The following is a 24,530-nucleotide window of genomic DNA, read 5'->3' as shown; positions in this document are numbered from 1 at the left end:
CCTGTACAGCTGTCGGCACCTGCAATCCGCTTGCAGGCGCCGACGGACCGGATCAGTCGTTGAGGCCCAGCATCTGCCGCGCGACGGCTTCGGCGATACGAATGCCATCGACGCCGGCAGAGAGAATGCCGCCAGCATAACCGGCACCTTCACCGGCTGGGTACAGGCCTTTGATGTTCAGGCTTTGCATGTCCGCACCACGGGTGATCCGCAGCGGCGAGGAGGTGCGCGTCTCGATCCCTGTGAGCACGGCATCGTGCAGGTTGTAGCCCTTGATCTGACGGTCGAAGGCCGGAAGGGCTTCGCGGATCGCTTCAATGGCGAAGTCCGGCAGGCTTGGCGCCAGGTCGCCCAGGCTTACACCTGGCTTGTAGGAAGGCTCGACGCTACCCAGTGCGGTAGAGGGGCGACCTGCGACAAAATCACCGACCAGCTGTGCCGGGGCCTGATAGTTGCTGCCACCCAGTACATAGGCATGCGCTTCCAGGCGCTCTTGCAGCTCAATGCCCGCCAGCGGGCCACCCGGGTAGTCTTGTTCGGGGGTGATACCCACGACAATACCGGAGTTGGCGTTGCGTTCATTGCGCGAGTACTGGCTCATGCCATTGGTGACCACGCGGCCAGGCTCGCTGGTCGCTGCGACCACGGTACCGCCTGGGCACATGCAGAAGCTGTAGACCGCGCGACCGTTCTTGGCGTGGTGAACCAGTTTGTAATCGGCTGCGCCGAGCTTGGGGTGGCCGGCGTATTTGCCCAGGCGCGCCTTGTCGATCAGCGATTGCGGGTGCTCGATACGGAAGCCGATCGAGAACGGTTTGGCCTCCATGAACACACCACGGGCGTGCAGCATACGGAAGGTGTCACGGGCACTGTGGCCCAGGGCCAGAACCACATGCCGGGAATGCAGCTGTTCGCCGTTTTCCAACACCACGCCCTGCAACTGATCGTTGTCGATCAGCAGGTCGGTAACCTTCTGCTCGAAACGAACCTCGCCTCCGAGCGCCTGAATCTCATGACGCATGTTTTCGACCATGCCGGTCAGGCGGAAGGTACCAATATGCGGTTTGCTGACGTAGAGGATCTCTTCTGGCGCGCCGGCCTTGATGAACTCGTTCAGCACTTTGCGGCCGTGGTGATGCGGGTCCTTGATCTGGCTGTAGAGCTTGCCGTCGGAGAAGGTCCCGGCACCGCCTTCGCCAAACTGCACGTTGGATTCTGGGTTCAGTACGCTTTTACGCCACAGGCCCCAGGTGTCCTTGGTGCGCTGGCGTACTTCCTTGCCGCGTTCAAGGATGATCGGCTTGAAGCCCATCTGGGCCAGCAACAGGCCTGCAAAGATCCCGCAGGGGCCGAAGCCAACCACGATCGGGCGCTCGGTCAGGCCTTCAGGGGCTTGGCCCACCGGCTTGTAGCTGACATCCGGAGCGGGGCCGATGTTGCGGTCATCGGCGAACGTGTGCAGCAGCGCGGCCTCGTCACGCACGTCCACATCGATGGTGTAGATGAACAGCAGTTCGGTGTTCTTCTTGCGCGCATCGTAGCTGCGCTTGAACAGGGTGAAGTCCAGCAACTGGTCATCGCTGATGCCCAGGCGTTGCACAATGGCTTCGCGCAGGGCTTCGTCAGTATGGTCCAGCGGCAACTTCAGTTCAGTGATTCGTAGCATGACAGGGTCCAGTATCCCGGCCATGAAAGGGCCGGCAGCTTTGCACAAACCGCCAAGTATAAGCCTTTCATCAGCGCTTCAGGCAGGATAAACGCGCCGACGGTCAGTCGTTGCGTGAACCACCGTAGTAACCGCAGCCACGCAAGGTCTTGCCGTTGATACGCAGCTCTGCACTCAGGTGCTGTACAGCGCCTGTCATGCTATCGACGCAACGTTGCGGCGCTACCCACAGTTCTACGCGTTGGCCATTGGCTTCGCTACTCAGGTTGAAGCGGCCATCGGGCAGTTGTTCTTCCAGATAGGGCAGTGCCAGGGAGGCTTCCTGAGGGCGGTCAAGCACCATGCCCTTGCCACTGACCTTCACGTTCCATTCGGGTTCATGGCCGCTGGCGCGCAAGGTCAGGCGCTTGAAGTTGGGGTCGCTGCAGGCACTGTTGGAGCGCTCGACCCGGTACAACTGGTGTACGTTGAACTGGCCATCGTTGCCGCTGTTACTGCTGAGCGTACCGCGTACGTCGGCAAACAGTGCGCCGGGCTCGCTGGCCAGGGTAGCGGCTTCCTGCAAGAGGCTGGTGTTGCCGCTGTCCTGAACCACAAAGCGGCGGCTTTCTCCACAGGGTTGGAACAGCAGCTTGCCGCCCTCGGCCTTGAGCTCACCCTGCAGACGGGTCATTCCCGCCGTAGAGACCGAGGTCTTCTCGGCAAACATCTGGCAACCGGCGAACAACGGCAGCAGGGCGGCTAACAACAGGGAAGGGGCGACACGCATCGAAAGAGCTCCAAGTCTCTACCGGAAAAGTGTCGCCACGTTACTCAGGCTGGCGCTCAATCTCAAGGGTTTAGCCAACGTGATAGGTTTGGCCGGTCTGCAGGCCTTCTACGCTCTTGGCATAAGCCAGGGCTACATCGGCAGCGGGCACAGGCTTGAACCCGCGGAAGTAAGGGGCGTATGCAGGCATGGCTTCGACCAGCACGTTCGGGCTGACCGAGTTGACTCGCAGGCCGCGCGGCAGTTCGATAGCGGCTGCCTTGACGAAGGCGTCGATGGCGCCGTTGACCAGGCTTGCCGAGCTGCCGGTGCGGATCGGGTCGTGGCTGGTGATGCCGGTGGTGAAGGTGAAGGAGCCGCCATCATTGATGAACTCGCGGCCGATCAACAGCAGGTTGACCTGGCCCATGAGCTTATCGTTCAGGCCAAGGGCGAAGTGCTCCTCGGTCATATCCTCCAGTGCGGCGAAGGTCACGTTGCCCGCTGCACAGACCAGGGCATCGAAACGGCCGGTCTGTTCGAACAGTGACCGAATAGACGCGCTGCTACTGATATCCACCTGGTAGTCGCCGCGGGTGCGGCCAATGCGCAGCACGTCGTGGCGCTGCTCCAGCTCGTTTGCCACTGCCGAGCCAATGGTGCCGCTGGCACCGATCAACAGAATTTTCATCGCACGCTCCTTTGGGGGAATGGCCCAAGTCTACGGTGGATTTTTGCGTCGATAAGCGTGCTAATAGGCAACCTTTTGTTTTTCTATGGAAACAATCCATGAGTGAGCTGGACGATTTGGCGGCCTTCGCTGTCTTGATGGATGCCGGTAGTTTCACCCTGGCCGCAGGGCAGTTGGGGTGGAGCAAAGGGCAATTGTCGAAGCGGATCAGTCAGTTGGAAAGCAGCCATGGGGTGAAGTTGCTGCATCGCACGACCCGTCGCCTGAGCCTCACGGCCGCCGGCGCCATGCTGTTGCCGCAGGCCCAGGCATTAGTCCGGCAGATGAATGGGGCAAGGCAGGCCTTGGCCATGCTTAAGGATGACCTGTCTGGCCCCGTGCGATTGACGGTGCCCGTGTCGCTGGGTGAGACCTTCTTTGAAGGCTTGTTGCTCGAGTTCACCGAGACGCACCCTCAGTTGCAGGTAGAGCTTGAGTTGAGCAATAGCTATCGGGATCTGTTGGGTGAAGGTTTCGATCTGGCGATTCGTACCGAAGTCCAGAGCGATGCCCGGTTAGTTGCCCGGCCATTGTTGGCCATGCAGGAACTGACGTGCGCCAGCCCCGCGTACCTGGAGCGCTTTGGTGAGCCGAAGACCCCAATGGCGTTGAGCGAGCACCGCTGCCTGCTGAACAGTCACTACCGTGGTCGCGAGGAGTGGTTGTATCACCAACAACACGAATTGCTGCGTGTGCCGGTCAGCGGTTCCTTTGCGAGTAACCATTACAGCTTGCTGAAAAAGGCGGCTTTGCTCGGCGTCGGGATTGCTCGCCTGCCGTCTTACATGCTGGCGGCAGAGTTGAGTAACGGCCAACTGCATTGGTTGCTCCGGGACTTTCAGACCCGTAGCACGCCGCTGTTTCTTGTACATCCCTACCAGAGCGCAATGCCGAAAAAGGTTCAGGTACTGGCCGACTACCTGAGGCGCTGGTTTCAGCGTGGCAGTACCGTATTGGGGCAGTTGTGAGTGCGTGGCGTAAGACGGTTGGGCAAAAAAAACGATCCCGAAGGATCGTTTTTTCATTGACCGCTAAAAACGGTTATCAACCGCCCAGGTAGGCATCACGCACTTTCGGATCGGTCAACAAGGTTTCCCCTGTCCCTTCCATCACCACCCGACCGTTCTCCAGCACGTAGGCACGGTCGGCGATCTTCAACGCCTGGTTGGCGTTCTGCTCCACCAGGAACACCGTCACGCCATCACGGCGAAGTTGTTCGATGATGTCGAAGATCTGTTGAATGATGATCGGCGCCAGGCCCAGTGATGGCTCGTCGAGCAGCAACAGCTTCGGTTTGCTCATCAGCGCACGGCCGATGGCAAGCATCTGCTGCTCGCCACCGGACATGGTGCCGCCGCGCTGGCTGAAGCGTTCCTTGAGCCGTGGGAACAGGTGCAGCACCTTGTCCATCTGCTCTTCGTAGTCGCCCTTGGCGGTAAAGAAACCGCCCATGGCCAGGTTTTCCTCGACGGTCAGACGAGAGAACACGCGGCGACCTTCCGGAACCACCGCAATGCTCTTGCGCATGATGCGGGCAGAGTCCTGGCCAACCAGCTCTTCGCCCAGGTAGCGGATGCTGCCGCTGTGGGCTTGTGGCGAACCGCAGAGCGTCATCAGCAAGGTTGACTTGCCAGCGCCGTTGGCGCCGATCAGGGTGACAATTTCGCCCTGACGGATCTCAACATTGACGCTGTGTAGCGCCTGGATCTTGCCGTAGAAAGTGGAAACGTTTTCAAACTGCAGCATTTACGCTTCCCCCAGGTAGGCTTTGATCACTTCAGGGTTATCGCGGATCTGTTCCGGTGTACCGTCGGCCAGCGGGGTGCCCTGGTTGATCACAACGATGTGGTCGGAGATGCTCATGACCAGCTTCATGTCATGCTCGATCAGCAGGACCGTGACGTTGTGCTCTTCGCGCAGCACACCGATCAGTGCCTTGAGGTCTTCGGTTTCCCTTGGGTTCAGGCCGGCAGCGGGTTCGTCGAGCATGAGGATCCGTGGACGGGTCATCATGCAGCGAGCGATTTCCAGGCGACGCTGCTGACCGTAGGCCAGGGTACCGGCCGTACGGTTGGCGAACTCGGTGAGGTTGACCTTGTCCAGCCAGAAGTGCGCGTACTCCATCGCTTCGCGCTCACTGCGGCGAAAGCCTGGGGTCTTGAGCAGGCCGGCGAGGAAGTTGGTGTTCAGGTGCCGGTGCTGAGCAATCAGCAGGTTTTCCAGTGCGGTCATCTCTTTGAACAGACGCACGTTCTGGAAGGTTCGTACTACGCCCTTGCGGGCGATCTGGTGACCGGCCAGGCCCTGGATCGGCTGGCCGTCGAGCAGAATCGTACCCGCGCTGGGCTTGTAGAAACCGGTCAGGCAGTTGAACACCGTGGTCTTGCCGGCACCGTTCGGGCCGATCAGGGCAACCACTTGTTTTTCCTTGACGGTCAGGGCCACGCCGTTGACCGCCAACAAGCCGCCGAAGCGCATGCTCAGGCCGCTGACTTGAAGAATTTCGCGGCTCATCGACGCAGCTCCATGTGAGGACGTTGCATAGGCAGCAGACCTTGCGGACGCCAGATCATCATCAACACCATCAGGGCACCGAACATCAACATGCGGTACTCGCTGAAGTCACGCATCAGTTCGGGTAGCAGGATCATCACAATGGCCGCGAGAATCACGCCCAATTGCGAGCCCATGCCGCCCAGCACGACGATGGCGAGGATGATCGCCGACTCGATGAAAGTGAACGACTCCGGTGTCACCAGGCCTTGGCGCGCGGCAAAGAAGCTGCCCGCGAAGCCGGCGAAGCAAGCACCCAGCGTGAAGGCCGAAAGCTTGATCACGGTAGGGTTCAGGCCCAAGGCACGGCAGGCGATTTCGTCTTCGCGCAGGGCTTCCCAGGCACGACCGATCGGCATGCGCAGCAGACGGTTGATCACGAACAGTGCAAACAGCGCCAACAGCAATGCCACCAGGTACAGGAATATCACCTTGTTGATCGAGTTGTACTGCAGGCCGAAGTAATCGTGGAAGGTCTGCATGCCCTCGGCGGCCTTGCGTTCAAAGGTCAGGCCGAAGAAGGTTGGCTTCTCGATGTTGCTGATACCGTTGGGGCCACCCGTCAGCCCGGTCAGGTTACGCAGGAACAGGCGGATGATTTCACCGAAGCCCAGGGTCACGATTGCCAGGTAGTCACCGCGCAGGCGCAGTACCGGGAAACCGAGCAGGAAGCCAAAGGTGGCTGCCATCAGGCCGGCAATCGGCAAGCAGATCCAGAAGCTCAGGCCGTAGTAGTGCGACAGCAGCGCGTAGCTGTAGGCGCCGACGGCGTAGAAGCCGACATAACCCAGGTCGAGCAGACCGGCCAGACCGACCACGATGTTCAGGCCCAGCCCGAGCAACACATAGATCAGGATCAGGGTGGCGATATCGACCGCACCACGGGAGCCGAAGAACGGCCAGATCAGCGCCGCGACGACCAAGCCGAGGATGATCCAGCGCTGGGTACGCGGCAGGGTCAGGAAGTTGCTGACCTTGGGCGATACCAGCGAGCCTTTCGGCGCGGACCGCATCAGTGCGCTCCACTGCTTGTCGAACAGCACACGCAGGAACATCAGCACCGAACACACGGCGATCACGGTGAGGGTGAGAGGACCAGTGCCCTGAACTTCCAGGTTGATACCGACGATGCTCAGTTTGAGCCCCAGTACCGGGAAGGCCACGGCCCATACCAGCAAGGCGCTGAAAAACGCCGATTTGAGATGTCTGTTCATACTTTTTCAACCTCCGGACGGCCCAGAATGCCGGTCGGCCGGAACAACAGCACCAGAACCAAAAGGCCGAATGCCACAACGTCCTTGTACTGGTCACCGAAGATATCGGCGCCAAAGGCTTCAGCCACCCCGAGCACCAGCCCACCGAGCATGGCGCCCGGAATACTGCCAATGCCGCCCAAGACCGCCGCGGTGAAGGCCTTCAGGCCCACCAGGAAACCGGCGTTAGGGTTGATCACACCGTACTGCATGCTCAGCAGCACGGCCGCCACGGCTGCCAGTGCGGCACCGATGACGAAGGTCAGGGCGATGATGTTGTTAGTGTTGATCCCCAGCAGGTTGGCCATCTTGATGTCTTCGGCACAGGCACGGCAGGCACGGCCCAAGCGCGAACGGGAGATGAACAGGGTGAGGCCGGTCATGGCCACCAGAGTGACCACGAACACTAGAATCTGCATGTAGGAAATCAGGACTTCCTCAGCACCACCTGGGCCGAAGGAGAAACTCCCCGGAATCAGGTTGGGAATGGACTTGTCCTTGGAGTCCTGCGAGAGCAGTACCGTGTTTTGCAGGAAAATCGACATACCAATGGCAGAAATCAGCGGGATCAACCGGTTGCTGTTACGCAAGGGACGGTAAGCGACCCGTTCAATACTGTAGCCATAGGCACTGGTCACGACGATCGTCGCAAGAAACGCGGCGGTCATCAGTAGCGGCAGAGAATCAAGCCCCATCATGGCCAGCCCGGCAAGGACGATGAAGGCCACGTAAGAACCGATCATGTAGACCTCGCCATGGGCGAAGTTGATCATTCCAATGATGCCGTAAACCATTGTGTAGCCAATGGCTATCAAGGCATAGGTGCTGCCAATGGTCAGACCATTAACCAGCTGTTGGAAAAAGTGATAGATCTCAGGCATTACAGCGCTCCTAAAAACCTGATACGCATTTCACTGGTGGGGGAGCCCCGTGTGGTGCCTTGTGGTCTTTGGCCACTTCGGTACCAGCACCTGCCAGCGAACCGCTGGTGACGGTTTTAAGATTTTCAGGTGAACCAGCTCCCGGATCGCGGGAATCAGGTCCATGAACCTCGTAAAACAAAGCCCACTGCTCGCACAGTGGGCTTCTTAGTCAATGGTCAGACTGGGTTATTGAGGCGAAACTTCGGTTTTAGGTTTGCCGAAATGCCATTGGTAGACCACGAATTTGAAGTCTTTCAGGTCGCCTTTGTCGTCGAAGGACAGGTCGCCCGTCGGGGTCTTGAAGGTGCCCGCGTGGATAGCAGCAGCTACCTTGGCAGTGTCTTCGCTCTTGGCGGCCTTGATGCCTTCAGCAATCACTTCTACAGCCGAGTAGGCCGGGAACACGAACGGGCCGGTCGGGTCCTGCTTCTTGTCGGCGAAGGCTTGTACCAGTGCCTTGTTGGCAGGGTCCTGATCGAAGGATTTCGGCAGGGTAACCAGCAGGCCTTCGGAGGCGTCCTGGGCGATCTGCGAGATGGAGTCGTTGCCGACGCCTTCTGGGCCCATGAACTTGGCGTTCAGGCCTTTTTCCTTGGACTGACGCAGGATCAGGCCCAGCTCTGGGTGGTAGCCGCCGTAGTAGACGAAGTCGACGTTGGCTTGCTTGAGCTTCTGGATGATCGAGGAGAAGTCCTTGTCGCCAGCGTTCAGGCCTTCAAAGACGGCAACCTTGGTGCCTTTCTCTTCGAGGGTTTTCTTCACGGCGGTGGCGATACCTTCACCGTACTGCTGCTTGTCATGCAGAACGGCAACGACCTTCGGCTTCACGTGGTTGGCAATGTAGTTGCCAGCCGCTGGACCCTGGGCGCTGTCCAGACCGATGGTGCGGAAGATCATCTTGTAGCCACGGGAAGTGATATCCGGGCTGGTGGCTGCCGGGGTGATCATGATCACGCCTTCATCTTCATAGATGTCGGAGGCAGGTTGGGTAGAGCTGGAGCACAGGTGGCCGACGACAAACTTGACGCCATCGTTGACCACTTTGTTCGCTACGGCCACGGCTTGTTTAGGGTCGCAAGCGTCGTCGTATTCCTTGGCTTCGAGCATCTTGCCGTCGACGCCGCCCTTGGCGTTGATCTGCTCAATGGCCATTTTGGCACCGATGAACTGCATGTCGCCGTACTGAGTGACCGGACCGGTCTTGGGACCTGCGATGCCGATCTTGATGGTATCGGCGGCAAACGAATGGCTGGCAACCCCGGCCAGAACCATTGCGGCAAACAGCTTGGAAATCTGCTTAGTAGCCTTACTCATAGTGCTCCACTCATTCTGTTGTATTTTTTATAGTCCTGGCGGCCAAAGCTACAGGACCGGATCAGGTTCTCCGTCGAGGCCTCGCCTCATACCGCAGACCCGAATTTCCCCGGCCTTACCCCCGGCAACTGTACCGGTACAGTGTAGAGCGCCGCTTCATCGCTTGAAAAGCGGGCTCGCAGAGGCAAAACCTGGGCGCGTCGCTTAATTGACTGAAAGTTATAAAAAAGCGTCTTCAGTTTTGCCCTATATGTCGGCAATCCTTGGCTTTTCCTGCACTCACCGATCAATTGCTTATTTGAAACTGGGTTTTCTGCAAAAATACCGGCTTTTAGCAGCCGAATTATTTCTGGTAGGAACCCATGACTGATGAAGTAAGCACCCTCTATGCCAAACTGCTCGGCGAGACCGCGGTCATTGAGTGGAAAGCACTGGAGCGTTTTTGGGCCAAGGGTGACCTGATTTGGGTCAAGCCGACACTGGACCTGATCGAGGTCGCCGAGGCGATGGCCGAAAACCGGGGCGAAGCCTTTGCTGCATGGCACGCTGAGGGTGCTGTCGGCAAACTCTCTGATGAGCAGGCGCTAGACCTTCAGGCGCGAGATCCGCAGATATGGGCGGTGGTGGTTTCCCCCTGGATCGTGATTCAGGAAAAACCGGCGCCCTGATTTGGTGCGCAAAAATGCACAGTGGCTCATGGTTGGTGCGCGGTACTGTTCAGCCGGGGTGACACTTGGTAACAGTCCAGCGACTTCAAGGGGTGTCGGTAACAGTCCGTACCGATTGATAAGAGCCGCTTTGCGGGTGAGGAAGGTCTGCGCAGCCATCGAGGCTGCGCAGATCTTGGCGCCGGCGAAACCGGGCCCTGATCACGGGTATCTCAGTAATCAACCTTGCCCGTATGGGTGTTGAGGGAGATAACCCGTGTCTTGCCAATCCGGTGACGGTAAATTTCTCGCAGGTATTTCACCGCTTTCTTCACGCATTCGCGTGACAGCCGGATGTCGTTGATCGAGACAAACTTGCTCTTGTCATTGATCAGCTCACGGTACTTCTTCTCATACATCGGTTTGATCGCGTACCAGTTGGTATCGAGGATCTTGGCCGGATTCTCGAACTCGTTGAGCAGCTCATCGATGTGGTTTTCGTCGAAGTGATCGCTGGTGATGAAGTCGAGCATGGCGTTGTCCAGCGTATCGTCGAAACGGTACGGGTTACGCGCAAAGCAACGCTTGATGAAGGCCACGATCAGCGTCAGGAAGTCGTCCGACAGGCACGGGCTCTTGGCGATCAGGGTGGTCAGCGACAGGTTGGCGGAGGCGCCGATGACCAGCGCATAGCGCTTGAGCGTCGTATTGGGGAACAGGCTGTTGAGGTGGGTCTTGAGCCGGTTCAGGTCCATGTAGGAGAGCTTGTAGTCCTTGGGCAGCGAGACGATCGAGACCACCGATGAGCAGTTCTTGAAGAAATGCAGATCATGCAGTGCCGCTGCGTCATAACCTGAGGTCTTGTACTGCTCCAGGGCTGCGCGGTAGCGCTTGGACTCAATCGGCAAGAGGCTGATGCCTTCAATGGCCTGGGTCTGCTTGTTGAAGTGCGGTAAGTCGATGGAGCGGAAAAACAGGTCGTCGATATCCAGGCGAGGCTGCTCTTTCTCGAACACCTTGAACTTGTCCGAGCTCGGGGTCTGCTGTTCCGGTACCACTGATTCGGCGTAGGCAATGGCCACCGGGCCTGCCAGGCTCATGAACAGGTCATTGGCATCCAGGCGGATGGTTTCGCCAATATCGATACCGGCGCGACGGAAGTAGGCCTGATCGTAGTCGGTGGTTACCGCCTGGGCGGTAAGGATGTTGAAGATCTGCTGCGAGATGTACTGGTTAGCGTGCTTTTCCATCGCATTGACATCAATGTTCTGGATAGTGCCGTCATCGCTTTCTTCTGCATAACGCATGATGTCGTTGGAGATCAGCATCATCGCGTTCCAGGGGCGAATACGGCCCATGACACTGGCTTCGCTGCTGTCTTCATTGTCGAAGTTGTAGGAGAAGTCCCATTCTTCCGAGAGATACTTGCACAGCAGGCGTCCGGCGTTGATGTGCAGGGCCTCGGACATCTCGCTACGGTGGTCGGAGATGTTCGGCAGTACGCAGATACCGCTGGTGAAGATCGGCTCAAAGACGAACGAGTGTCCGCTCTTGCCGTCATTCTCGTCAGCCGGTTTGGTGTCGAACGTCTTGTTCATGTAGGAGTACTGCTGGGCCAGGCCGAACTCCGAGGCCATGCCCGAGCCGGTACCACCACCGGCGCTGAAAATGTAGAAGTACAGGCGCGACTGGTTGGCTTTGATGCCACAGGAGTCGATCAGGTACGAATGGATCAGCTTCCAGTCAGTGCTGGAGAAACGCTGGGTTTCCTTGTTCAGGATGATCTTCGCCAGGTACTGACCCAGGATCGGTGCGTTACCGGCGCCCCCGGCATGAACCTCAGACAGGTCCATGATTTTCATTTTGCTGTAATCGCGGATAAAACCGCTGGTCTCGCCTTTGCGCGAGAAACGGATGCGCCCGGCGATGTCTTTGTCCAGGTCGCCCAGCATCACCAGTGGTTCAACCAGAAAGACCGGTTTGCTGCTCTTGTTCTGCACCAGACGCAGGTTGTTGCGGATCCATCGCGCCGGGCTGTAGCTGATGTCGTTGCTGACCCTTTCCTCGTTGTTGAACTCATTGAGGTAGAAGGTGCGTGCGTTGTAGACCAGTTCTGCGACGTCCAAGGCAATGTTCGAGCCGCAACGGCCCAAACCGATCAGACAGACCGATGGGAACTGTTGATCAAGGCGCAGTTGGCTTTCATCTTCCTGATGTGGGCTTGGCGGAAAGACCAGGTCGCGCAGGCCGTCGAGGTTGTCGAGGATGCGCTGGATGTCGGTTTCTGTGTAGTACAGGTACTGCTGTGGGTTCAGCGTGCGAGTGCCGTAGTATTCCCTAGACCCTGTAGCAGTGTACGTGGCAGTAGACGACATCAGTTCGGAAACCACATTGGCAGGAGTGTTCTTGGAAGTCATTGTGTGCCGTGTGCCTTGGGGGGATGGCTGTTCAAAGGGAACATCATAGAGTACTCACGGAACCGGTTGTGCGGGTTTAGTCACGAGCCGTCTGTGTGAGTCCTGGGATTTTCCCTAAAACTCTGTAGGTAAATTTTCTGTTTACGCCTGCAATCTTGATCGTCCAATTGCGCAACTTCTTTAATCAAACTTTCTGGAGTGTTTCATGAGTGTTGCACGACCTTCGTTGGGGTTTGCTGGTATCGGTCTTATGGGGCTACCCATGTGCAAGCGGCTTTTGGCGGCCGGCTACCCGTTGACGGTGTGGAATCGTTCACCGGAAAAGTGTGCAGACTTGGTTGCCGCGGGGGCTCGCCTGGCCACTACACCTGCCGAATTGTGCCAGTACGCCGATGTCGTGATGCTGTGTTTGGCCGACACTGCGGTGGTCCGTGAGGTTGTGTTTGGTGAAAACGGCGTGGCCAGTGGCGCCAGGGCCGGGCAGTTGTTGGTGGATTTTTCCAGTATTGAGCCTGGTGCCACCCGTGAGATGGCTGCCGAGCTGGCGGCGCTCAACGGCATGAGTTGGCTGGATACACCTGTGTCAGGAGGCACACCGGGCGCTGAGGCCGGCACCCTGGCGATCATGGTCGGCGGTGCTGCGCAGGACCTGGCGCGGGTGCAGCAGGTTTTACTGACCCTGGGCCAGCGTGTTACCCATATGGGGCCGGTTGGAGCAGGGCAGGTGACCAAGGCGTGCAATCAGATGATTGTTGCCTGTAATGCGTTGGTGATCGCTGAAGTGGTAGCGCTGGCCGAGCAGTCTGGGGTTGATGCACGCCTCATTGCCGAAGCCCTTGCTGGCGGTTTTGCCGACTCCAAGCCCTTGCAGATTCTCGCGCCGCAAATGGCCGAAAGCCATTTTGAACCGGTCAAGTGGCATGTGCGCACCTTGCTCAAGGACCTTGATACTGCCGTCAAGTTTTCGCGTGAGCAGGGTTCAGCTACGCCCATCAGCGGGCTTGCTGCCCAATTGATGCGTCTGCATGGTAGTCAGGGGTACTTGCAAAAAGATCCGGCAACCCTGGTGCAGCTGTATCGGCGCAAGGACTGATACCAAGGCCGGCGTCTACAGCACACTGTTCATTGTGCTGTAGACGCCGGGTTTGCCAGCAAGACGTTCCGATACCGATCAGCCGGCAACCAGTACCCGGATGGCTTCCAGGCGCAGTGCAGCTTTTTCGAGCATGGCCAGGCCATCTCTACCTTGCTTGCGCAGGGCTTCGATTTCGCTGTCGCGTACGCTCGGGTTGACGGCCTGGAGGGCGGTCAGGCGTGCCAGTTCTTCTTCGGTCTCGGCAGCCAGGCGACGCTGCGCTTCGGCTACGCGTTCGGCATGACGCGGCATGATCTTGGCTTCGCCTGCGTTGATCCGTGGCGCCAGCACATCGCGCTGAGCCTGGATGAACTTGTTTGCGCTGGCCTTGGGCACACTCTCCAGTTGGTCGTTCAGGGTTTCAAACGAGACCCGCGCGGCCAAGTCGTTGCCGTTGGTGTCGAGCAGGCAGCGCAAGGCGGCTGGTGGCAGGTAGCGGCCCAACTGCAAGGCGCGTGGCGCTACCACTTCGCTGACGTACAGCAGTTCAAGCAGCACGGTGCCAGGCTTGAGCGCCTTGTTCTTGATCAAGGCTACAGCGGTGTTACCCATCGAACCGGACAGGACGAGGTCCATGCCACCCTGCACCATAGGGTGTTCCCAGGTGAGGAACTGCATGTCTTCCCGCGACAGCGCCTGATTGCGGTCGTAGGTGATGGTCACACCTTCGTCGTCGCCGAGCGGGAAGCTGGCGTCGAGCATCTTCTCGCTTGGCTTGAGGATCAGGGCGTTTTCCGAATGGTCTTCGCTATCGATGCCAAAGGCGTCGAACAGGGTTTCCATGTAGATCGGCAGGGCGAACTGGTCATCTTGTTCCAGGATCGCCTCGACCAGTGCCTGGCCTTCGCCGGCACCACCGGAGTTGAGCTCCAGCAGGCGGTCGCGACCGCTGTGCAGCTCGGCCTCAAGGCGCTCGCGTTCGGTGCGCGCCTCAGTGACCAGCGCTTCCCATTGCTCGACATCAGTGTCTTCCAGCAGCGGCAGCAGGCGCGGGCCGAACTGATGCTGCAGGGCGTTGCCGGTAGGGCAGGTGGCCAGGAAGGCATTCAGGGCCTGGTGGTACCACTGGAACAGGCGCTCTTGCGGGCTGTCTTGCAGGTACGGCACATGCAGTTCAATGGTGTGCTTCTGGCCGATACGGTCCAGGCGGCCAATACGTTGTTCGAGCAGGTCCGGGTGAGCGGGCAGGTCGAACAGTACCAGGTGGTGAGAGAACTGGAAGTTGCGGCCTTCGCTGCCGATCTCTGAGCAGATCAGTACCTGAGCACCGAATTCTTCGTCGGCGAAGTAGGCGGCGGCACGGTCGCGCTCCAGGATGCTCAGGCCTTCGTGGAAGACCGTAGCTGGAATGCCGGAGCGCACACGCAGGGCGTCCTCCAGGTCCATGGCGGTTTCGGCGTGAGCACAAATCACCAGAACCTTGACCCGCTTGAGCATCTTCAGGGTATCAATCAGCCAGTCGACCCGTGGGTCGAAGTGCCACCAGCGTTCATCTTCGCTGGTGTCGCCTTGGGCCTGGAATGAGACTTCCGGGTACAACTCGGCATGTTCGCCCGGCGACAGCTCCATGTATTGATCGGGGCAGGGCAGCGGATACGGGTGCAATTGGCGCTCAGGGAAGCCCTGGACTGCGGCACGGGTGTTACGGAACAGAACACGGCCGGTACCGTGACGGTCGAGCAACTCGCGAATCAAGCGGGCGCTGGCCTGTGTATCGCCGTCGTTGACCGCCGCCAACAGGGCTTCGCCCTCGGCGCCCAGGAAGTTCTGGATGGTCGCGTGGGCCTTGGGTGACAGGCGGCCTTCATCGAGCAGCTCCTGGACGGCTTCGGCTACCGGGCGATAGTGCTCGCTCTCGGCGCGGAAGGCTGCCAGGTCATGGAAGCGGTTCGGGTCAAGCAGGCGCAGACGGGCGAAGTGGCTGTCCTGACCGAGTTGCTCAGGGGTTGCCGTCAGCAGCAGAACGCCTGGAATAATCTGGGACAGTTGTTCAACCAGCGCATACTCAGGGCTCACCTGATCTTCGTGCCAGACCAGATGGTGGGCTTCGTCGACTACCAGCAGGTCCCAGCCCGCGGCAAACAGCGCATCCTGGGCTTTTTCGTCTTCGCTCAGCCACTCCAGAGCCACCAGGGCCAGCTGGGTGTCTTCAAACGGGTTGCTGGCATCGCTTTCGATGAAGCGCTCGGCATCGAACAGGGCAACCTGCAGGTTGAAGCGACGACGCATTTCCACCAGCCACTGATGCTGGAGGTTTTCCGGTACCAGGATCAGCACGCGGCTGGCACGGCCCGAGAGCAGTTGGCGATGGATAACCAGGCCGGCTTCGATGGTTTTGCCCAGGCCCACTTCGTCGGCCAGCAGAACCCGTGGCGCAATACGGTCAGCAACTTCGCGGGCAATGTGCAACTGGTGGGCGATGGGTTGGGCGCGCGCACCACCCAGCCCCCACAGTGACGACTGCAACTGACGGCTGGTATGTTCCAGCGTGTTGTAACGTAGCGAGAACCACGGCAGTGGGTCGATTTGCCCTGCGAACAGACGGTCACTGGCCAAGCGGAACTGGATGAAGTTCGACAGCTGGGTTTCCGGCAGGGTGCAGGCCTGATTCTGGCCATCCAGTCCGTGGTAAACCAGCAGACCGTCGACATCATCGACCTCACGCACGGTCATCTTCCAGCCTTCGAAATGGGTGATCTGGTCACCAGGCGAGAAGCGCACCCGTGTCAGTGGCGCATTGCGCAGGGAGTACTGGCGAGTGTCGCCAGTGGCCGGGTAGAGCACGGTCAACAAGCGGCCGTCCTGTGCCAGAACGGTCCCCAGACCTAGCTCGGCTTCGCTGTCGCTGATCCAGCGTTGCCCCGGTTGATACTGCTGCGCCATACTGCCTGACTCCCGCCATGAAAAGCCGACTATCTTAACGGATAGGTCTCTGTAGACCAAAGAGTCTAGCAACTTCGTCGACGAAATCTGCCGATGCTGCATGACCCGCAACAGAAGGACTGTCTTGCCATGTCTGTAAAGCGCTTGTGGTTACTTCGTCCTTTCATCGTGAGCGGCCTGGTACTGCTTTCAGCCTGTGGACAGGGCGGCTTTGAAGTGCTTGCACCATTGCCCGCAGCGCAGATTGATGCGCTGGGTGTCGACGCCCCGTTGAAGACGGTGCATTTTCGCGACAAGGACGGTGAGGGCTTGCTGGTATTGAGCCGTACCGACGGCCAGGCAACCGACGAAGAAACGGCTGAGGATGTCGATAAAGTGGTGTTGATCGCGACACTCTATGGTCGAACGACGGCCGATGAACCGTTCAAGTCGCGCTGGCAGATCGACAACGAAACCACCTGCGCTGGCCTGGACCTTGATGTCGGGTTCTACCCGGATGTCACGGAGGTCAGTGACCTGAACAATGATGGGGTGGCGGAGTTGACGATCGCTAGCCACGCCTTCTGCGGTGGAGGTATCGACCCTCACGCTATCATGGTCGAGTTGCGTGAGGGGCAGGCGTATTACGCCATCGAAGGGCAATCGCTGGTAAGTGTGCCTGGTGACGGTTCATATGGGGGTGAGCGCAAAGACAGCCCGTCGTTGACGAATGCCCCCAAAGTACTGCGTGATCATCTGGAGGCTGTCTGGAGCAAAGTCTACAAGCGCCCCTGGAGCCATATCGACGGTGGTGACGACAACGCGGCTCAATAGCGGTGCCAGCCGCCCAGGCTATACTGATCGTTCAGGACGCCCATCTCATCAGGCGCGAATGTGCTCGTCTCGGCTCAAGGTAATGGGGTTGCGGCCGACACACTGGCGACAGGAGACCCACCCATGCTGCCGCCTATCATCCCGCTCAGTGCTGCGCCCGTAACCTCGCAACTGGACCCGGTCAAACCGACGCCGGACATCCCTCCCGTGGTGCCAGCCCAACCGAGCTCCGGTGATGGCAGCATTAATCTGAAGCAGCGTGACCCGGAACAGGACACCTACTTAATGCGTGAGCAACAGCGCCGCCAACAGCGTCGCCGCAGAGATCACGACGAGCAGTACGATGCTGTACCGGGCGACGAAGTCAATGCCGACAATACGGTGCCGGTGGCGCCGCTGATAGGTGAGCAGCCACGTCAGGGGCTGCTGGTCGACATCGAAGTCTGAAGAAACACCGCTGTACTGGTCAGCGCGAGCCTTAGCCTTCATTATTGCCACTTCTGCCGTCAGCGTTTCGAGCTAACCATGAGCCAAGACAATCTGATCGACTTCGGTGCCGAGCGTGCCAAGCGCGTTCACGACCTCAACGAGAAGCGCCTGAATGAAGTCCGTCAGGCATTTGAACAGGCCATGCCGTTGGGCAAGGGCAAGAAAAAGCCCAAGGGCAAACCCAAGAAGCGTTGAAAACTTGATGCAGGTCAACCCTGCACCTGCCTCGCCCCCAGCTCTGGTGGGCGCTATTGACCTCGGTCAATTTTCCCTCCCGCCTTATTCGCTAACTTAGGCCCCATCAAACAGGTGCAGGCGAATGGAGGCCGATATGTTCTTCGATAATGTGGTTATCGCTGGCGTTGTGACAGTCGGGCTGATGCTGCTCTTCTTCGCGGGCCTGGGCATTTTCATCTGGAAGGATTCGAGCAAACGCAAATCGCGTTGATTCTTCCGATACAACGAGCACGCAAGGCATTTAGGGCGACTTCGGTCGCCCATTTTTTTTGCCTGAAAAAAACCAGGCGCTCGCGCTAGCACGCTTCTGTAGACATGGGTATCGCTTGCAAGGTCGGCGGGCAAGTGGGTGATGATGGTACGGAAAAAAACTGCTGGACGAACAATAGTTAGCTAGCTAATAATCTGGCTCTGATTCATTGCCGCTTAACTGTCTATCGTTAGATTACTGTTCATCAAGGTTCGTTTCGTGCCGATCACTTTGCAGGCCCTGTTGGCGCCGGACATGCGCGCTGTGCAATTTGCCCTGAAGACGCTTCTGGGCGGTGGGCTGGCGCTTTGGCTAGCGTTGCGTTGGGGGCTTGAGCAGCCTGCCTGGGCATTGATGACAGCCTTTATCGTTGCCCAGCCGCTATCAGGAATGGTGGTGCAGAAGGGGTTGGCCCGTTTGCTGGGGACCCTGGTTGGCACGGTCATGTCGGTGTTGTTCATCGGCCTTTTTGCGCAGACGCCGTGGTTGTTCCTGTTGGCCTTGGCCTTATGGTTAGCACTGTGTACGGCCTGCTCGACACTGTTGCGCAGTGCTTGGGCTTACGCCTTCGTGCTGGCCGGTTACACCGTGGCCATTATTGCACTGCCGGCGGTTGATCATCCGTTGTTGGTGTTCGATCAGGCCGTGGCACGTTGCACCGAGATTTGCCTGGGCATCGTATGTGCCACCCTGACCAGTGCGCTGCTCTGGCCATTGCGGGTTGAACAGCAACTGGCCGGGCAAGCGCGTCAGGCATGGGTGAATGGCATGCAGGCCGCGAGAGCTTCCCTGATCGGCGAAGAGCAGGACCGTAGAGAACTGCTGGATATTCTTGGGCGCATTGTTGCGGTCGATTCGCAGCGTGAACATGCCTGGTTCGAGGGGCATCTAGGGCGTGAGCGGGGGCGGGCCATTCGCGGCTTGAGCCAGACGTTGCTAGTTCTGCTGCGTATAGCGCGTTCGGTGCGACGCCAGTGGCGACAGCTGGATGAGCGCGAGGCAGCACAGGTGGCACCTTGGTTCAGCAAGGTTTACGAGGCCCTGGCAGCGCCGGATCTGGCTAGCCTGTTGCTGCTGCGCCAACGTGTTTGGGAGGCTGCCAGTGATCAGGCGCGCAGCTCTGCAGAACACTACTGTCTGGCCCGGTTGACGCTGTTGCTGGATAAGATCATGAACGCCACCGTGGCGCTACATGCGGTTGAGGAGGGTAAGGCGCCGGCCGACCTGCCTGACAGCCTGGCAGTGCACCGCGATCTACCGTTGGCATTGTTGTTCGGTTCGCGCAGTGCGCTGGCGTTCCTGGCGATGGCCAGTTTTTGGCTGGCCACTGGCTGGCTATCAGCGCCGGGTGGCTTGGTGCTGACCTGCGTGGTCTGCAGCCTGTTCGCCAGCCGCGAAAATGGTGCGCAGATCGGTCTGAGCTTCTTGCGGGGAATGCTGCTCGCTATTCCGACAGCGTTTTTCGTGGGGCAAATCCTGCTGCCACAGTGGAGTGGTTTCCCCATGTTGTGCATGGCGATGGGGGTGCCGTTGTTTTTCGGCGCGCTAGGTATGGCCAATCCGAAAATCGGCGCTACGGCCACCTCGTACAGCCTGCATTTCATCGTCCTGGTCGCGCCACTCAACGCCATGCATTTTGATGTGGCGGTGTTCCTCAACAGTGCCCAGGCGATGATGGTCGGTGTCGGCGCTGCAGTGTTGGCGTTCAAACTGCTGGTGTTACGTGATCCCGCCTGGCATGGCCGCCGTCTGCGGGCTGCGACGCAGAGCGACCTGGTGCGCTTGACCCGGCGTGATCTACGGGATGCGGAAACCTGGTTTGGCGGGCGTATGGCAGATCGTCTGCTACAGATGGCGCGACACTACGCCGCGTTGCCGGTGCAAGCACGTGAGCGCTGGGACGATGGCCTGCATGGGCTGGATATCGGTGATGAGTTGCTGCACCTGCGCATGTGTCTCGAGGTTGCCCAAATGCCTTTGCTTCAGGCTCAGCGTGCGTATCTACAGCAGCTTGAGCAGGTGCTGGTGCTGGGGCCAGGGGCTGGTCGTGAGGGACTACTGGATGAAGCCAGTGCGACTTTTATCGCGGTGTTGCAGCGACAACCGTCAAGTGACCCTCTGCGCCTGGCGATAGGTGCTGTACTGCAACTGCAAAAGAGCTGGGGCAAATGGTGCCTTCGGCAGGAGGAACTGCATGGGTTTGCGTGAGTGGGCAGTGGGCGGCGTGTTGCTCAGCCCGTTTTTGGTGTACGTGCTGTTGGCCTTGCTGCTGACGGGTGTGCTGCGTCTGCTGCTAAGGCTGACCCCTTTGGGCAGTTGGGCATGGCATGAGGCGCTGTTCGATTGTGCGTTGTTTGTTTGTATCCTGACCCTGATCACGCGTGTGCTCGGGCCTCTGTAAGGAGTTTGACCATGCGTGCTTATGTCCGTGTTGCCGTGACCTTGTGTCTGGTCGTTGTCGCGGTGTTTGCCGGGCTTGAATTGTGGCGTTACTACATGCTGACACCCTGGACCCGTGACGCAAAGATTCGTGCCGATGTAGTCATCATCGCCCCGGACGTTTCCGGGTGGGTGCGAGAACTCAAGGCCCATGACAACCAGGCGGTCAAGGCGGGTGATCTGCTGATGTCGATTGATCGGGACCGCTTCGAGGCGGCACTTGAAAAGGCCAATGCGGTCGCCGAAACCCGCCAGCATCAACTGCGCTTGCGCGAGCAGGAAGCTTCACGTCGTGCGGCACTGGGGCCGCAAGCGATCAGTGCCGAGTTGCGCGAAAATGCCCAGATCATTGCTGCTGTTGCTCGTGGTGAACTGCGTGAAGCCCGGGCGGAGGTAAAGGCTGCCGCGTTGAACCTGGCGCGTAGCGACGTTCGGGCGCCCCGCAGCGGGCACATCACCAACCTGCGGCTGGCTGAAGGTAACTACGTCAACGCCGGCCAACCGGTAATGGCACTGGTGGATGATTCGACCTTCTATGTCCAGGCCTACTTCGAAGAAACCAAACTGCCGCGCATCAAGGTCGGAGCGCCGGTGAAAGTCTGGCTGATGAGCGCTGGTGAGCCAATGCAAGGCCATGTCGAGAGCATCAGTCGCGGCATTACTGACCGCAACGCTACCCCCGACAGCCAGTTACTGGCCGAAGTCGAGCCTACCTTCAACTGGGTGCGTCTGGCCCAGCGCATTCCGGTGCGGATCAAGCTCGATCAGGCTCCCAAGGACGTCATCCTGAGTGCCGGCATGACTGCCAGCGTTCAGGTTCAGGAGAACTGAAGTTTCAGTGCTATGGGGGAGTGGAGGGTGACACGCCCTTACCCGGAATACAGCGCATCAAAAACCTTTTCCGACGCAGGCTTATTTCCATTAGGCTAAGTCGCATCAATTCCCCAGCAGAGGGAACCTCGGTGTTTTTTCCGTTGCCAGGCGTGCCATTCCTTTTCTGTATCAGTGAGGTTGGACATGCACATCACGTCCCAGGACATTTGCGCCGCAGCCGATCAGCTCAAGGGCTTCGTCGGTTTCAATCGTAAGCTCGATAAGCACATCGTGCGATTCAGCGAGGACTCATTTGGCATGGACGTGGCTGAAGACAGCATCACGCCCAGCAGTGAGTTCGTCTGGAGGCGCAGCAGCGATGAGGTCATGACACTGGGTCGTGATCTCATCGAGGTGTTGTTGGCGCAGAACATCGACGAGCGGCTAAACATCAGTGAGCCTCTACGGGTCTATCTGCGGCGTAACGATCTTCCAGAGATCTCGGCGCGGCGCCGCATAGTGGCTTGAGTGTTCTGCCAAGGACAATGAACGCGTCTATAACCGCCAGCGATCAGGTCAATACGCACGGGGAGATGCCGCGGGCCTCAGGCTAGGCTAACGCTGGCGTATGTCGTGCAGCGGCGAAGCTGACTTGATTGCGGCCGTTGTTCTTGGCGCTGTAAAGCGCTTTGTCGGCTTCATCGAGCCAGCTCACTGGGTCGTCGAATGTTTCGTGGCAAAGGGCCAGGCCAATGCTCAGGGTGATGCGCAGATCGGGTAGCTGCTCGTTGCGGTAGGCACTGATTTTTTCGCGCAGGCGTTCCATGATCTGAACGGCTTGCTCTATGTCGATGTTTGGCAGGATCACGCAGAACTCATCGCCCCCATAGCGCCCGGCCAGGTCGTCTTCACGCAGGTTTTTCTTTATCTCGGTGCCCAACTGGCGCAATACACAGTCACCGACGACATGACCGTACGTGTCATTGATACGCTTGAAGTGATCAATGTCGATAATGGCAATAACTGCTTGCCGACAGTCCTGCTGGCATCTCTGAAACTTGAGCTGTAGGGCGTCTTTCCACGAACCATGGTTGAGCAGGCCGGTCAGGCTGTCGGTGCGGCTCAAGGTACTCAAGGCACGCTTGTGTTCGGCTAGCTTGATTGCCAACTGGTAGCAGACGCCTCCCACTGCCAGCGGGTAAAGGGTGAGCATCGGCAGGCAGGCATAGACCTGCAGTGAGGTGCTGTGCAACTGAAGGCCGGGGCCGAACAGGGCAATAGACACGGCCATGCCCGTACCTTGAGCCAGCAGCCCTGACAGGCACAGACGCTTGCCGCCAGCGGCCACATTGTTCATCGTCATCATCGAAAGGATGGTTACGCTGGGCAGCGGGTTGAATTGCATGGTTGCGGCCCAGAATCCACCCATCAACGAGTCGACCAAGAGGTTTCGGCGTTCAGCGTCGTAGGGTGTTCTGGATCTCAATGCGATTCGATAAGCAATGTGCGGCCAAGCCAGGCCGTTGATAAACAGCAGCACCCAGACCCACGGCGCAACGGAAACACTGCCCAGTGCTGCCCAGACACTGAACAGGCCGATCCCCAGGCCGATGATGCGTGGCAGGTAGATTCGCCTGACAAATGATGTCCCTTTCCCGTGTTGGTGTTCCGTCATAGTCGTCGATCTTTTTTGGGGCGCCGTTTATCGCATAATTTGCATGAATATTGTTGAGTATTCGGTTGCGATTGCGGAGTGGCTTTACAGGCCATTTCACGGTTGCTACGGGTAGCAACACAAAGTAATGGCCTTTTGATGCGGAGGGCGCGCTACTCGCTGCTCTCACTGGCATCGGCCTGAGCCCAATTGGCACGCCACAACTGGTTCAATGCCTGGTCGACGGGAGTGGTGAACACGCCCGCGTTACCTGCAATGTAGCCGGCTTTCCAGAACGCGTAGCCTTGGGTGAAGTCCGGTACGGGCCCTTTACCTTTAAGTGACGTAACGCTGGCCTCAATGGCCGACCTGGCGAAGGGCATGTGTGGCATTGCACTGTAGCTACCCTGAGCGCGGGCGTTCGGCATTTGGAACCCATCGACGCGAACATGCAGCACGTCGCCCATGTCGGGGTAGTGTTCGACCTTGAGAATGGTCAGGGTTGAAGCCTGTTCGTTGGGCCGGGTTTTATAAGACCAGATTTGGCCGGGTTGAAAGTCTTGAGCCAGAACACTGCTGGAAAGCAGCAAGGCGGCGAGAGCGACGTGCGGGTAGCGCATGACAAATCCTTTTGAGCATGAAAAACAGAAGTAAATCGCAATGCTTATCGGCACGAAGTTGATTGACTGTAATCAGCGTCGACACTGATGGCACCGACGCACGTGTTGCATTGCTATAGTGTGTTTCAAACCTCGACGTTCCGGGATGATGCTATGTATGCCGCCTATCTGCAGCCTTTGAATGACCGTGAACTGGGTAGGCTGGATGACCTCCTGCTCAAGTACGGCAACGACGATGCAATACAGACCCTGTCCGAACTGGATGGCCTGTTCGTTGCGCTGGCTAGCTCGCCAAGTGCATTGATGCCAAGCCAATGGCTGCCTGAAATCAGTGGTGGGCGAAAGGTGAAGTTCAAAAAGGAGGCCGAGGGAGAGGCTTACTACGCGCTGTTGCTGCGACATATGAACAGTATCGAGCAAAGCCTGCAGGATGCTACCGACCGGTTTGAACCGCCTTTCCTGGGCTGCAGCGAGGGAATAGGTGTCGCAGACATGATTGAAGACTGGTGTTTCGGTTACATGCGCGGGGTTCAGCTTGCGCAATGGCCAGAGCTACCGGTAGAGCAGGCAGCCCACCTGGCCGCTATTGAACTGCACGGCCTGGAAGAAAACCTCTCCAAAGTAGAAGCGCTTACTAAAGAAGAGCATTCCGCGTCGATCGAACCCATTGTTGTCGCCGCTCGCGCCTTGAATGGCTATTTTCTGGCGCAGCGCGCTCCAGAAGACGGCGCCTCGTAGCCGATCTGATTAACCCCTTCAGCGGCGGGGCGGCTTTGTTGTCACGGCTGTTGCCGGAGAGGAAAGGTCGGGCTTTCCAGATAGCTATATAAGTAGCGATTCTTCTTTTTGCGGCGTTTCCAGTATTAGTGCTTGACGCCCCGTTTCATCTCTCTATAATGCGCACCTCTTCCGGCGCAGTCGAAACGGAAAACTCCTTGATAATCAA

Annotated in this window: 24 protein-coding genes; 12 read left to right on the top strand and 12 right to left on the bottom strand. The window is 58.5% G+C overall.

Annotated features, from left to right (window positions below):
* Positions 1 to 52: 52 nt before the first annotated feature.
* From UIA24_RS14445 to UIA24_RS14435, 3 genes are all read right to left on the bottom strand, one after another.
* Positions 53 to 1,666, bottom strand: coding sequence for an NAD(P)/FAD-dependent oxidoreductase (locus tag UIA24_RS14445; protein WP_102053373.1), 1,614 nt, complete (start codon positions 1,664 to 1,666; stop codon positions 53 to 55).
* Positions 1,667 to 1,769: 103 nt separating this feature from the next.
* Positions 1,770 to 2,435 carry a COG3650 family protein gene (locus tag UIA24_RS14440; protein ID WP_102053372.1) on the bottom strand — a complete coding sequence of 222 codons (666 nt, stop codon included), beginning with the start codon at positions 2,433 to 2,435 and terminating at the stop codon, positions 1,770 to 1,772.
* A gap of 70 nt (positions 2,436 to 2,505) precedes the next feature.
* A complete protein-coding gene (locus tag UIA24_RS14435; protein ID WP_065760582.1) occupies positions 2,506 to 3,105 on the bottom strand; it encodes a short chain dehydrogenase in 600 nt (199 codons plus the stop codon).
* Between the two features lie 98 nt (positions 3,106 to 3,203).
* Here UIA24_RS14435 and UIA24_RS14430 point away from each other — a divergent pair, with 98 nt between their 5' ends.
* Positions 3,204 to 4,112: a LysR family transcriptional regulator gene (locus tag UIA24_RS14430; RefSeq protein WP_065760581.1), complete on the top strand. Its 909-nt coding sequence runs from the start codon at positions 3,204 to 3,206 to the stop codon at positions 4,110 to 4,112.
* Between the two features lie 76 nt (positions 4,113 to 4,188).
* Here the strand turns inward: UIA24_RS14430 and UIA24_RS14425 are convergent, their stop codons facing one another.
* From UIA24_RS14425 to UIA24_RS14405, 5 genes are all read right to left on the bottom strand, one after another.
* Positions 4,189 to 4,890, bottom strand: a complete 702-nt coding sequence (locus tag UIA24_RS14425) for an ABC transporter ATP-binding protein (RefSeq protein WP_065760577.1) — start codon at positions 4,888 to 4,890, stop codon at positions 4,189 to 4,191.
* A complete protein-coding gene (gene livG, locus UIA24_RS14420; protein ID WP_065760576.1) occupies positions 4,891 to 5,658 on the bottom strand; it encodes a high-affinity branched-chain amino acid ABC transporter ATP-binding protein LivG in 768 nt (255 codons plus the stop codon).
* Complete coding sequence (locus tag UIA24_RS14415) at positions 5,655 to 6,911, bottom strand: high-affinity branched-chain amino acid ABC transporter permease LivM (protein WP_065760575.1); 1,257 nt, start codon at positions 6,909 to 6,911, stop codon at positions 5,655 to 5,657. Before UIA24_RS14415 ends, livG begins: the two co-directional genes overlap by 4 nt.
* Positions 6,908 to 7,831 (bottom strand): high-affinity branched-chain amino acid ABC transporter permease LivH, encoded by a 924-nt coding sequence (gene livH / locus UIA24_RS14410; protein ID WP_065760574.1) that lies wholly within the window; start codon positions 7,829 to 7,831, stop codon positions 6,908 to 6,910. Before livH ends, UIA24_RS14415 begins: the two co-directional genes overlap by 4 nt.
* A 228-nt stretch (positions 7,832 to 8,059) precedes the next feature.
* Positions 8,060 to 9,187, bottom strand: coding sequence for a branched-chain amino acid ABC transporter substrate-binding protein (locus tag UIA24_RS14405; protein ID WP_065760573.1), 1,128 nt, complete (start codon positions 9,185 to 9,187; stop codon positions 8,060 to 8,062).
* 362 nt (positions 9,188 to 9,549) lie between these two features.
* Between UIA24_RS14405 and UIA24_RS14400 the strand changes: the two genes are divergently transcribed.
* Positions 9,550 to 9,855 (top strand): DUF2288 domain-containing protein, encoded by a 306-nt coding sequence (locus UIA24_RS14400; RefSeq protein ID WP_065760572.1) that lies wholly within the window; start codon positions 9,550 to 9,552, stop codon positions 9,853 to 9,855.
* A gap of 212 nt (positions 9,856 to 10,067) precedes the next feature.
* On the opposite strand, the gene UIA24_RS14395 is transcribed toward UIA24_RS14400, so the two are convergent.
* Positions 10,068 to 12,251 (bottom strand): hypothetical protein, encoded by a 2,184-nt coding sequence (locus UIA24_RS14395; protein ID WP_065760571.1) that lies wholly within the window; start codon positions 12,249 to 12,251, stop codon positions 10,068 to 10,070.
* 205 nt (positions 12,252 to 12,456) lie between these two features.
* Between UIA24_RS14395 and UIA24_RS14390 the strand changes: the two genes are divergently transcribed.
* Entirely contained in the window at positions 12,457 to 13,344 is an 888-nt protein-coding gene (locus UIA24_RS14390; protein WP_102053370.1) for an NAD(P)-dependent oxidoreductase, read from the top strand.
* A 78-nt stretch (positions 13,345 to 13,422) separates the two neighbouring features.
* On the opposite strand, the gene rapA is transcribed toward UIA24_RS14390, so the two are convergent.
* On the bottom strand, positions 13,423 to 16,269 hold the full coding sequence (gene rapA / locus UIA24_RS14385; protein ID WP_330523144.1) for an RNA polymerase-associated protein RapA: 2,847 nt from the start codon (positions 16,267 to 16,269) through the stop codon (positions 13,423 to 13,425).
* A 129-nt stretch (positions 16,270 to 16,398) separates the two neighbouring features.
* Between rapA and UIA24_RS14380 the strand changes: the two genes are divergently transcribed.
* The 8 genes from UIA24_RS14380 to UIA24_RS14345 all read left to right on the top strand — a co-directional run bounded on the left by UIA24_RS14380 (position 16,399) and on the right by UIA24_RS14345 (position 21,838).
* A complete protein-coding gene (locus UIA24_RS14380; protein ID WP_330523143.1) occupies positions 16,399 to 17,082 on the top strand; it encodes a M949_RS01915 family surface polysaccharide biosynthesis protein in 684 nt (227 codons plus the stop codon).
* A 123-nt stretch (positions 17,083 to 17,205) separates the two neighbouring features.
* Complete coding sequence (locus UIA24_RS14375; protein WP_330523142.1) at positions 17,206 to 17,529, top strand: aspartate-semialdehyde dehydrogenase; 324 nt, start codon at positions 17,206 to 17,208, stop codon at positions 17,527 to 17,529.
* Between the two features lie 78 nt (positions 17,530 to 17,607).
* Positions 17,608 to 17,766, top strand: a complete 159-nt coding sequence (locus tag UIA24_RS14370; RefSeq protein ID WP_099775586.1) for a hypothetical protein — start codon at positions 17,608 to 17,610, stop codon at positions 17,764 to 17,766.
* Between the two features lie 136 nt (positions 17,767 to 17,902).
* Positions 17,903 to 18,019, top strand: coding sequence for a cytochrome c oxidase subunit CcoM (gene ccoM, locus UIA24_RS14365; RefSeq protein WP_281182074.1), 117 nt, complete (start codon positions 17,903 to 17,905; stop codon positions 18,017 to 18,019).
* Positions 18,020 to 18,277: 258 nt separating this feature from the next.
* Complete coding sequence (locus UIA24_RS14360; protein ID WP_330523141.1) at positions 18,278 to 20,266, top strand: FUSC family protein; 1,989 nt, start codon at positions 18,278 to 18,280, stop codon at positions 20,264 to 20,266.
* Complete coding sequence (locus tag UIA24_RS14355; protein ID WP_065760567.1) at positions 20,253 to 20,459, top strand: DUF1656 domain-containing protein; 207 nt, start codon at positions 20,253 to 20,255, stop codon at positions 20,457 to 20,459. The genes UIA24_RS14360 and UIA24_RS14355 overlap by 14 nt, the downstream gene beginning before the upstream one ends.
* 11 nt (positions 20,460 to 20,470) lie before the next feature.
* The gene (locus tag UIA24_RS14350; protein ID WP_102053366.1) at positions 20,471 to 21,328 is read left to right on the top strand and encodes an efflux RND transporter periplasmic adaptor subunit; all 858 of its coding nucleotides are present in this window, start codon (positions 20,471 to 20,473) and stop codon (positions 21,326 to 21,328) included.
* A gap of 186 nt (positions 21,329 to 21,514) precedes the next feature.
* A complete protein-coding gene (locus UIA24_RS14345) occupies positions 21,515 to 21,838 on the top strand; it encodes a DUF2025 family protein (RefSeq protein ID WP_065760565.1) in 324 nt (107 codons plus the stop codon).
* Between the two features lie 82 nt (positions 21,839 to 21,920).
* On the opposite strand, the gene UIA24_RS14340 is transcribed toward UIA24_RS14345, so the two are convergent.
* Both UIA24_RS14340 and UIA24_RS14335 read right to left on the bottom strand, forming a co-directional pair.
* On the bottom strand, positions 21,921 to 22,985 hold the full coding sequence (locus tag UIA24_RS14340; RefSeq protein ID WP_330523140.1) for a diguanylate cyclase: 1,065 nt from the start codon (positions 22,983 to 22,985) through the stop codon (positions 21,921 to 21,923).
* 152 nt (positions 22,986 to 23,137) lie between these two features.
* The gene (locus UIA24_RS14335; RefSeq protein ID WP_065760563.1) at positions 23,138 to 23,584 is read right to left on the bottom strand and encodes a hypothetical protein; all 447 of its coding nucleotides are present in this window, start codon (positions 23,582 to 23,584) and stop codon (positions 23,138 to 23,140) included.
* A 153-nt stretch (positions 23,585 to 23,737) separates the two neighbouring features.
* Between UIA24_RS14335 and UIA24_RS14330 the strand changes: the two genes are divergently transcribed.
* Positions 23,738 to 24,322 (top strand): UPF0149 family protein, encoded by a 585-nt coding sequence (locus UIA24_RS14330; protein WP_330523139.1) that lies wholly within the window; start codon positions 23,738 to 23,740, stop codon positions 24,320 to 24,322.
* Positions 24,323 to 24,530 lie beyond the last annotated feature (208 nt).

The sequence above is a fragment of the Pseudomonas sp. AL 58 genome (genome assembly GCF_036348395.1).
Classification (GTDB): Bacteria; Pseudomonadota; Gammaproteobacteria; order Pseudomonadales; family Pseudomonadaceae; genus Aquipseudomonas; species Aquipseudomonas defluvii.
The sequence above is the reverse complement of the archived record's forward strand: the minus strand, read 5'-3'. Positions and strand labels throughout refer to the sequence as shown.

Coding starts and splice junctions, on each gene's coding strand:
- UIA24_RS14445 (WP_102053373.1), bottom strand. CDS start 1,666: ATGCTACGAATCACTGAACTGAAGTTGCCGCTGGACCATACTGACGAA.
- UIA24_RS14440 (WP_102053372.1), bottom strand. CDS start 2,435: ATGCGTGTCGCCCCTTCCCTGTTGTTAGCCGCCCTGCTGCCGTTGTTC.
- UIA24_RS14435 (WP_065760582.1), bottom strand. CDS start 3,105: ATGAAAATTCTGTTGATCGGTGCCAGCGGCACCATTGGCTCGGCAGTG.
- UIA24_RS14430 (WP_065760581.1), top strand. CDS start 3,204: ATGAGTGAGCTGGACGATTTGGCGGCCTTCGCTGTCTTGATGGATGCC.
- UIA24_RS14425 (WP_065760577.1), bottom strand. CDS start 4,890: ATGCTGCAGTTTGAAAACGTTTCCACTTTCTACGGCAAGATCCAGGCG.
- livG (WP_065760576.1), bottom strand. CDS start 5,658: ATGAGCCGCGAAATTCTTCAAGTCAGCGGCCTGAGCATGCGCTTCGGC.
- UIA24_RS14415 (WP_065760575.1), bottom strand. CDS start 6,911: ATGAACAGACATCTCAAATCGGCGTTTTTCAGCGCCTTGCTGGTATGG.
- livH (WP_065760574.1), bottom strand. CDS start 7,831: ATGCCTGAGATCTATCACTTTTTCCAACAGCTGGTTAATGGTCTGACC.
- UIA24_RS14405 (WP_065760573.1), bottom strand. CDS start 9,187: ATGAGTAAGGCTACTAAGCAGATTTCCAAGCTGTTTGCCGCAATGGTT.
- UIA24_RS14400 (WP_065760572.1), top strand. CDS start 9,550: ATGACTGATGAAGTAAGCACCCTCTATGCCAAACTGCTCGGCGAGACC.
- UIA24_RS14395 (WP_065760571.1), bottom strand. CDS start 12,251: ATGACTTCCAAGAACACTCCTGCCAATGTGGTTTCCGAACTGATGTCG.
- UIA24_RS14390 (WP_102053370.1), top strand. CDS start 12,457: ATGAGTGTTGCACGACCTTCGTTGGGGTTTGCTGGTATCGGTCTTATG.
- rapA (WP_330523144.1), bottom strand. CDS start 16,269: ATGGCGCAGCAGTATCAACCGGGGCAACGCTGGATCAGCGACAGCGAA.
- UIA24_RS14380 (WP_330523143.1), top strand. CDS start 16,399: ATGTCTGTAAAGCGCTTGTGGTTACTTCGTCCTTTCATCGTGAGCGGC.
- UIA24_RS14375 (WP_330523142.1), top strand. CDS start 17,206: ATGCTGCCGCCTATCATCCCGCTCAGTGCTGCGCCCGTAACCTCGCAA.
- UIA24_RS14370 (WP_099775586.1), top strand. CDS start 17,608: ATGAGCCAAGACAATCTGATCGACTTCGGTGCCGAGCGTGCCAAGCGC.
- ccoM (WP_281182074.1), top strand. CDS start 17,903: ATGTTCTTCGATAATGTGGTTATCGCTGGCGTTGTGACAGTCGGGCTG.
- UIA24_RS14355 (WP_065760567.1), top strand. CDS start 20,253: ATGGGTTTGCGTGAGTGGGCAGTGGGCGGCGTGTTGCTCAGCCCGTTT.
- UIA24_RS14350 (WP_102053366.1), top strand. CDS start 20,471: ATGCGTGCTTATGTCCGTGTTGCCGTGACCTTGTGTCTGGTCGTTGTC.
- UIA24_RS14345 (WP_065760565.1), top strand. CDS start 21,515: ATGCACATCACGTCCCAGGACATTTGCGCCGCAGCCGATCAGCTCAAG.
- UIA24_RS14340 (WP_330523140.1), bottom strand. CDS start 22,985: ATGACGGAACACCAACACGGGAAAGGGACATCATTTGTCAGGCGAATC.
- UIA24_RS14335 (WP_065760563.1), bottom strand. CDS start 23,584: ATGCGCTACCCGCACGTCGCTCTCGCCGCCTTGCTGCTTTCCAGCAGT.
- UIA24_RS14330 (WP_330523139.1), top strand. CDS start 23,738: ATGTATGCCGCCTATCTGCAGCCTTTGAATGACCGTGAACTGGGTAGG.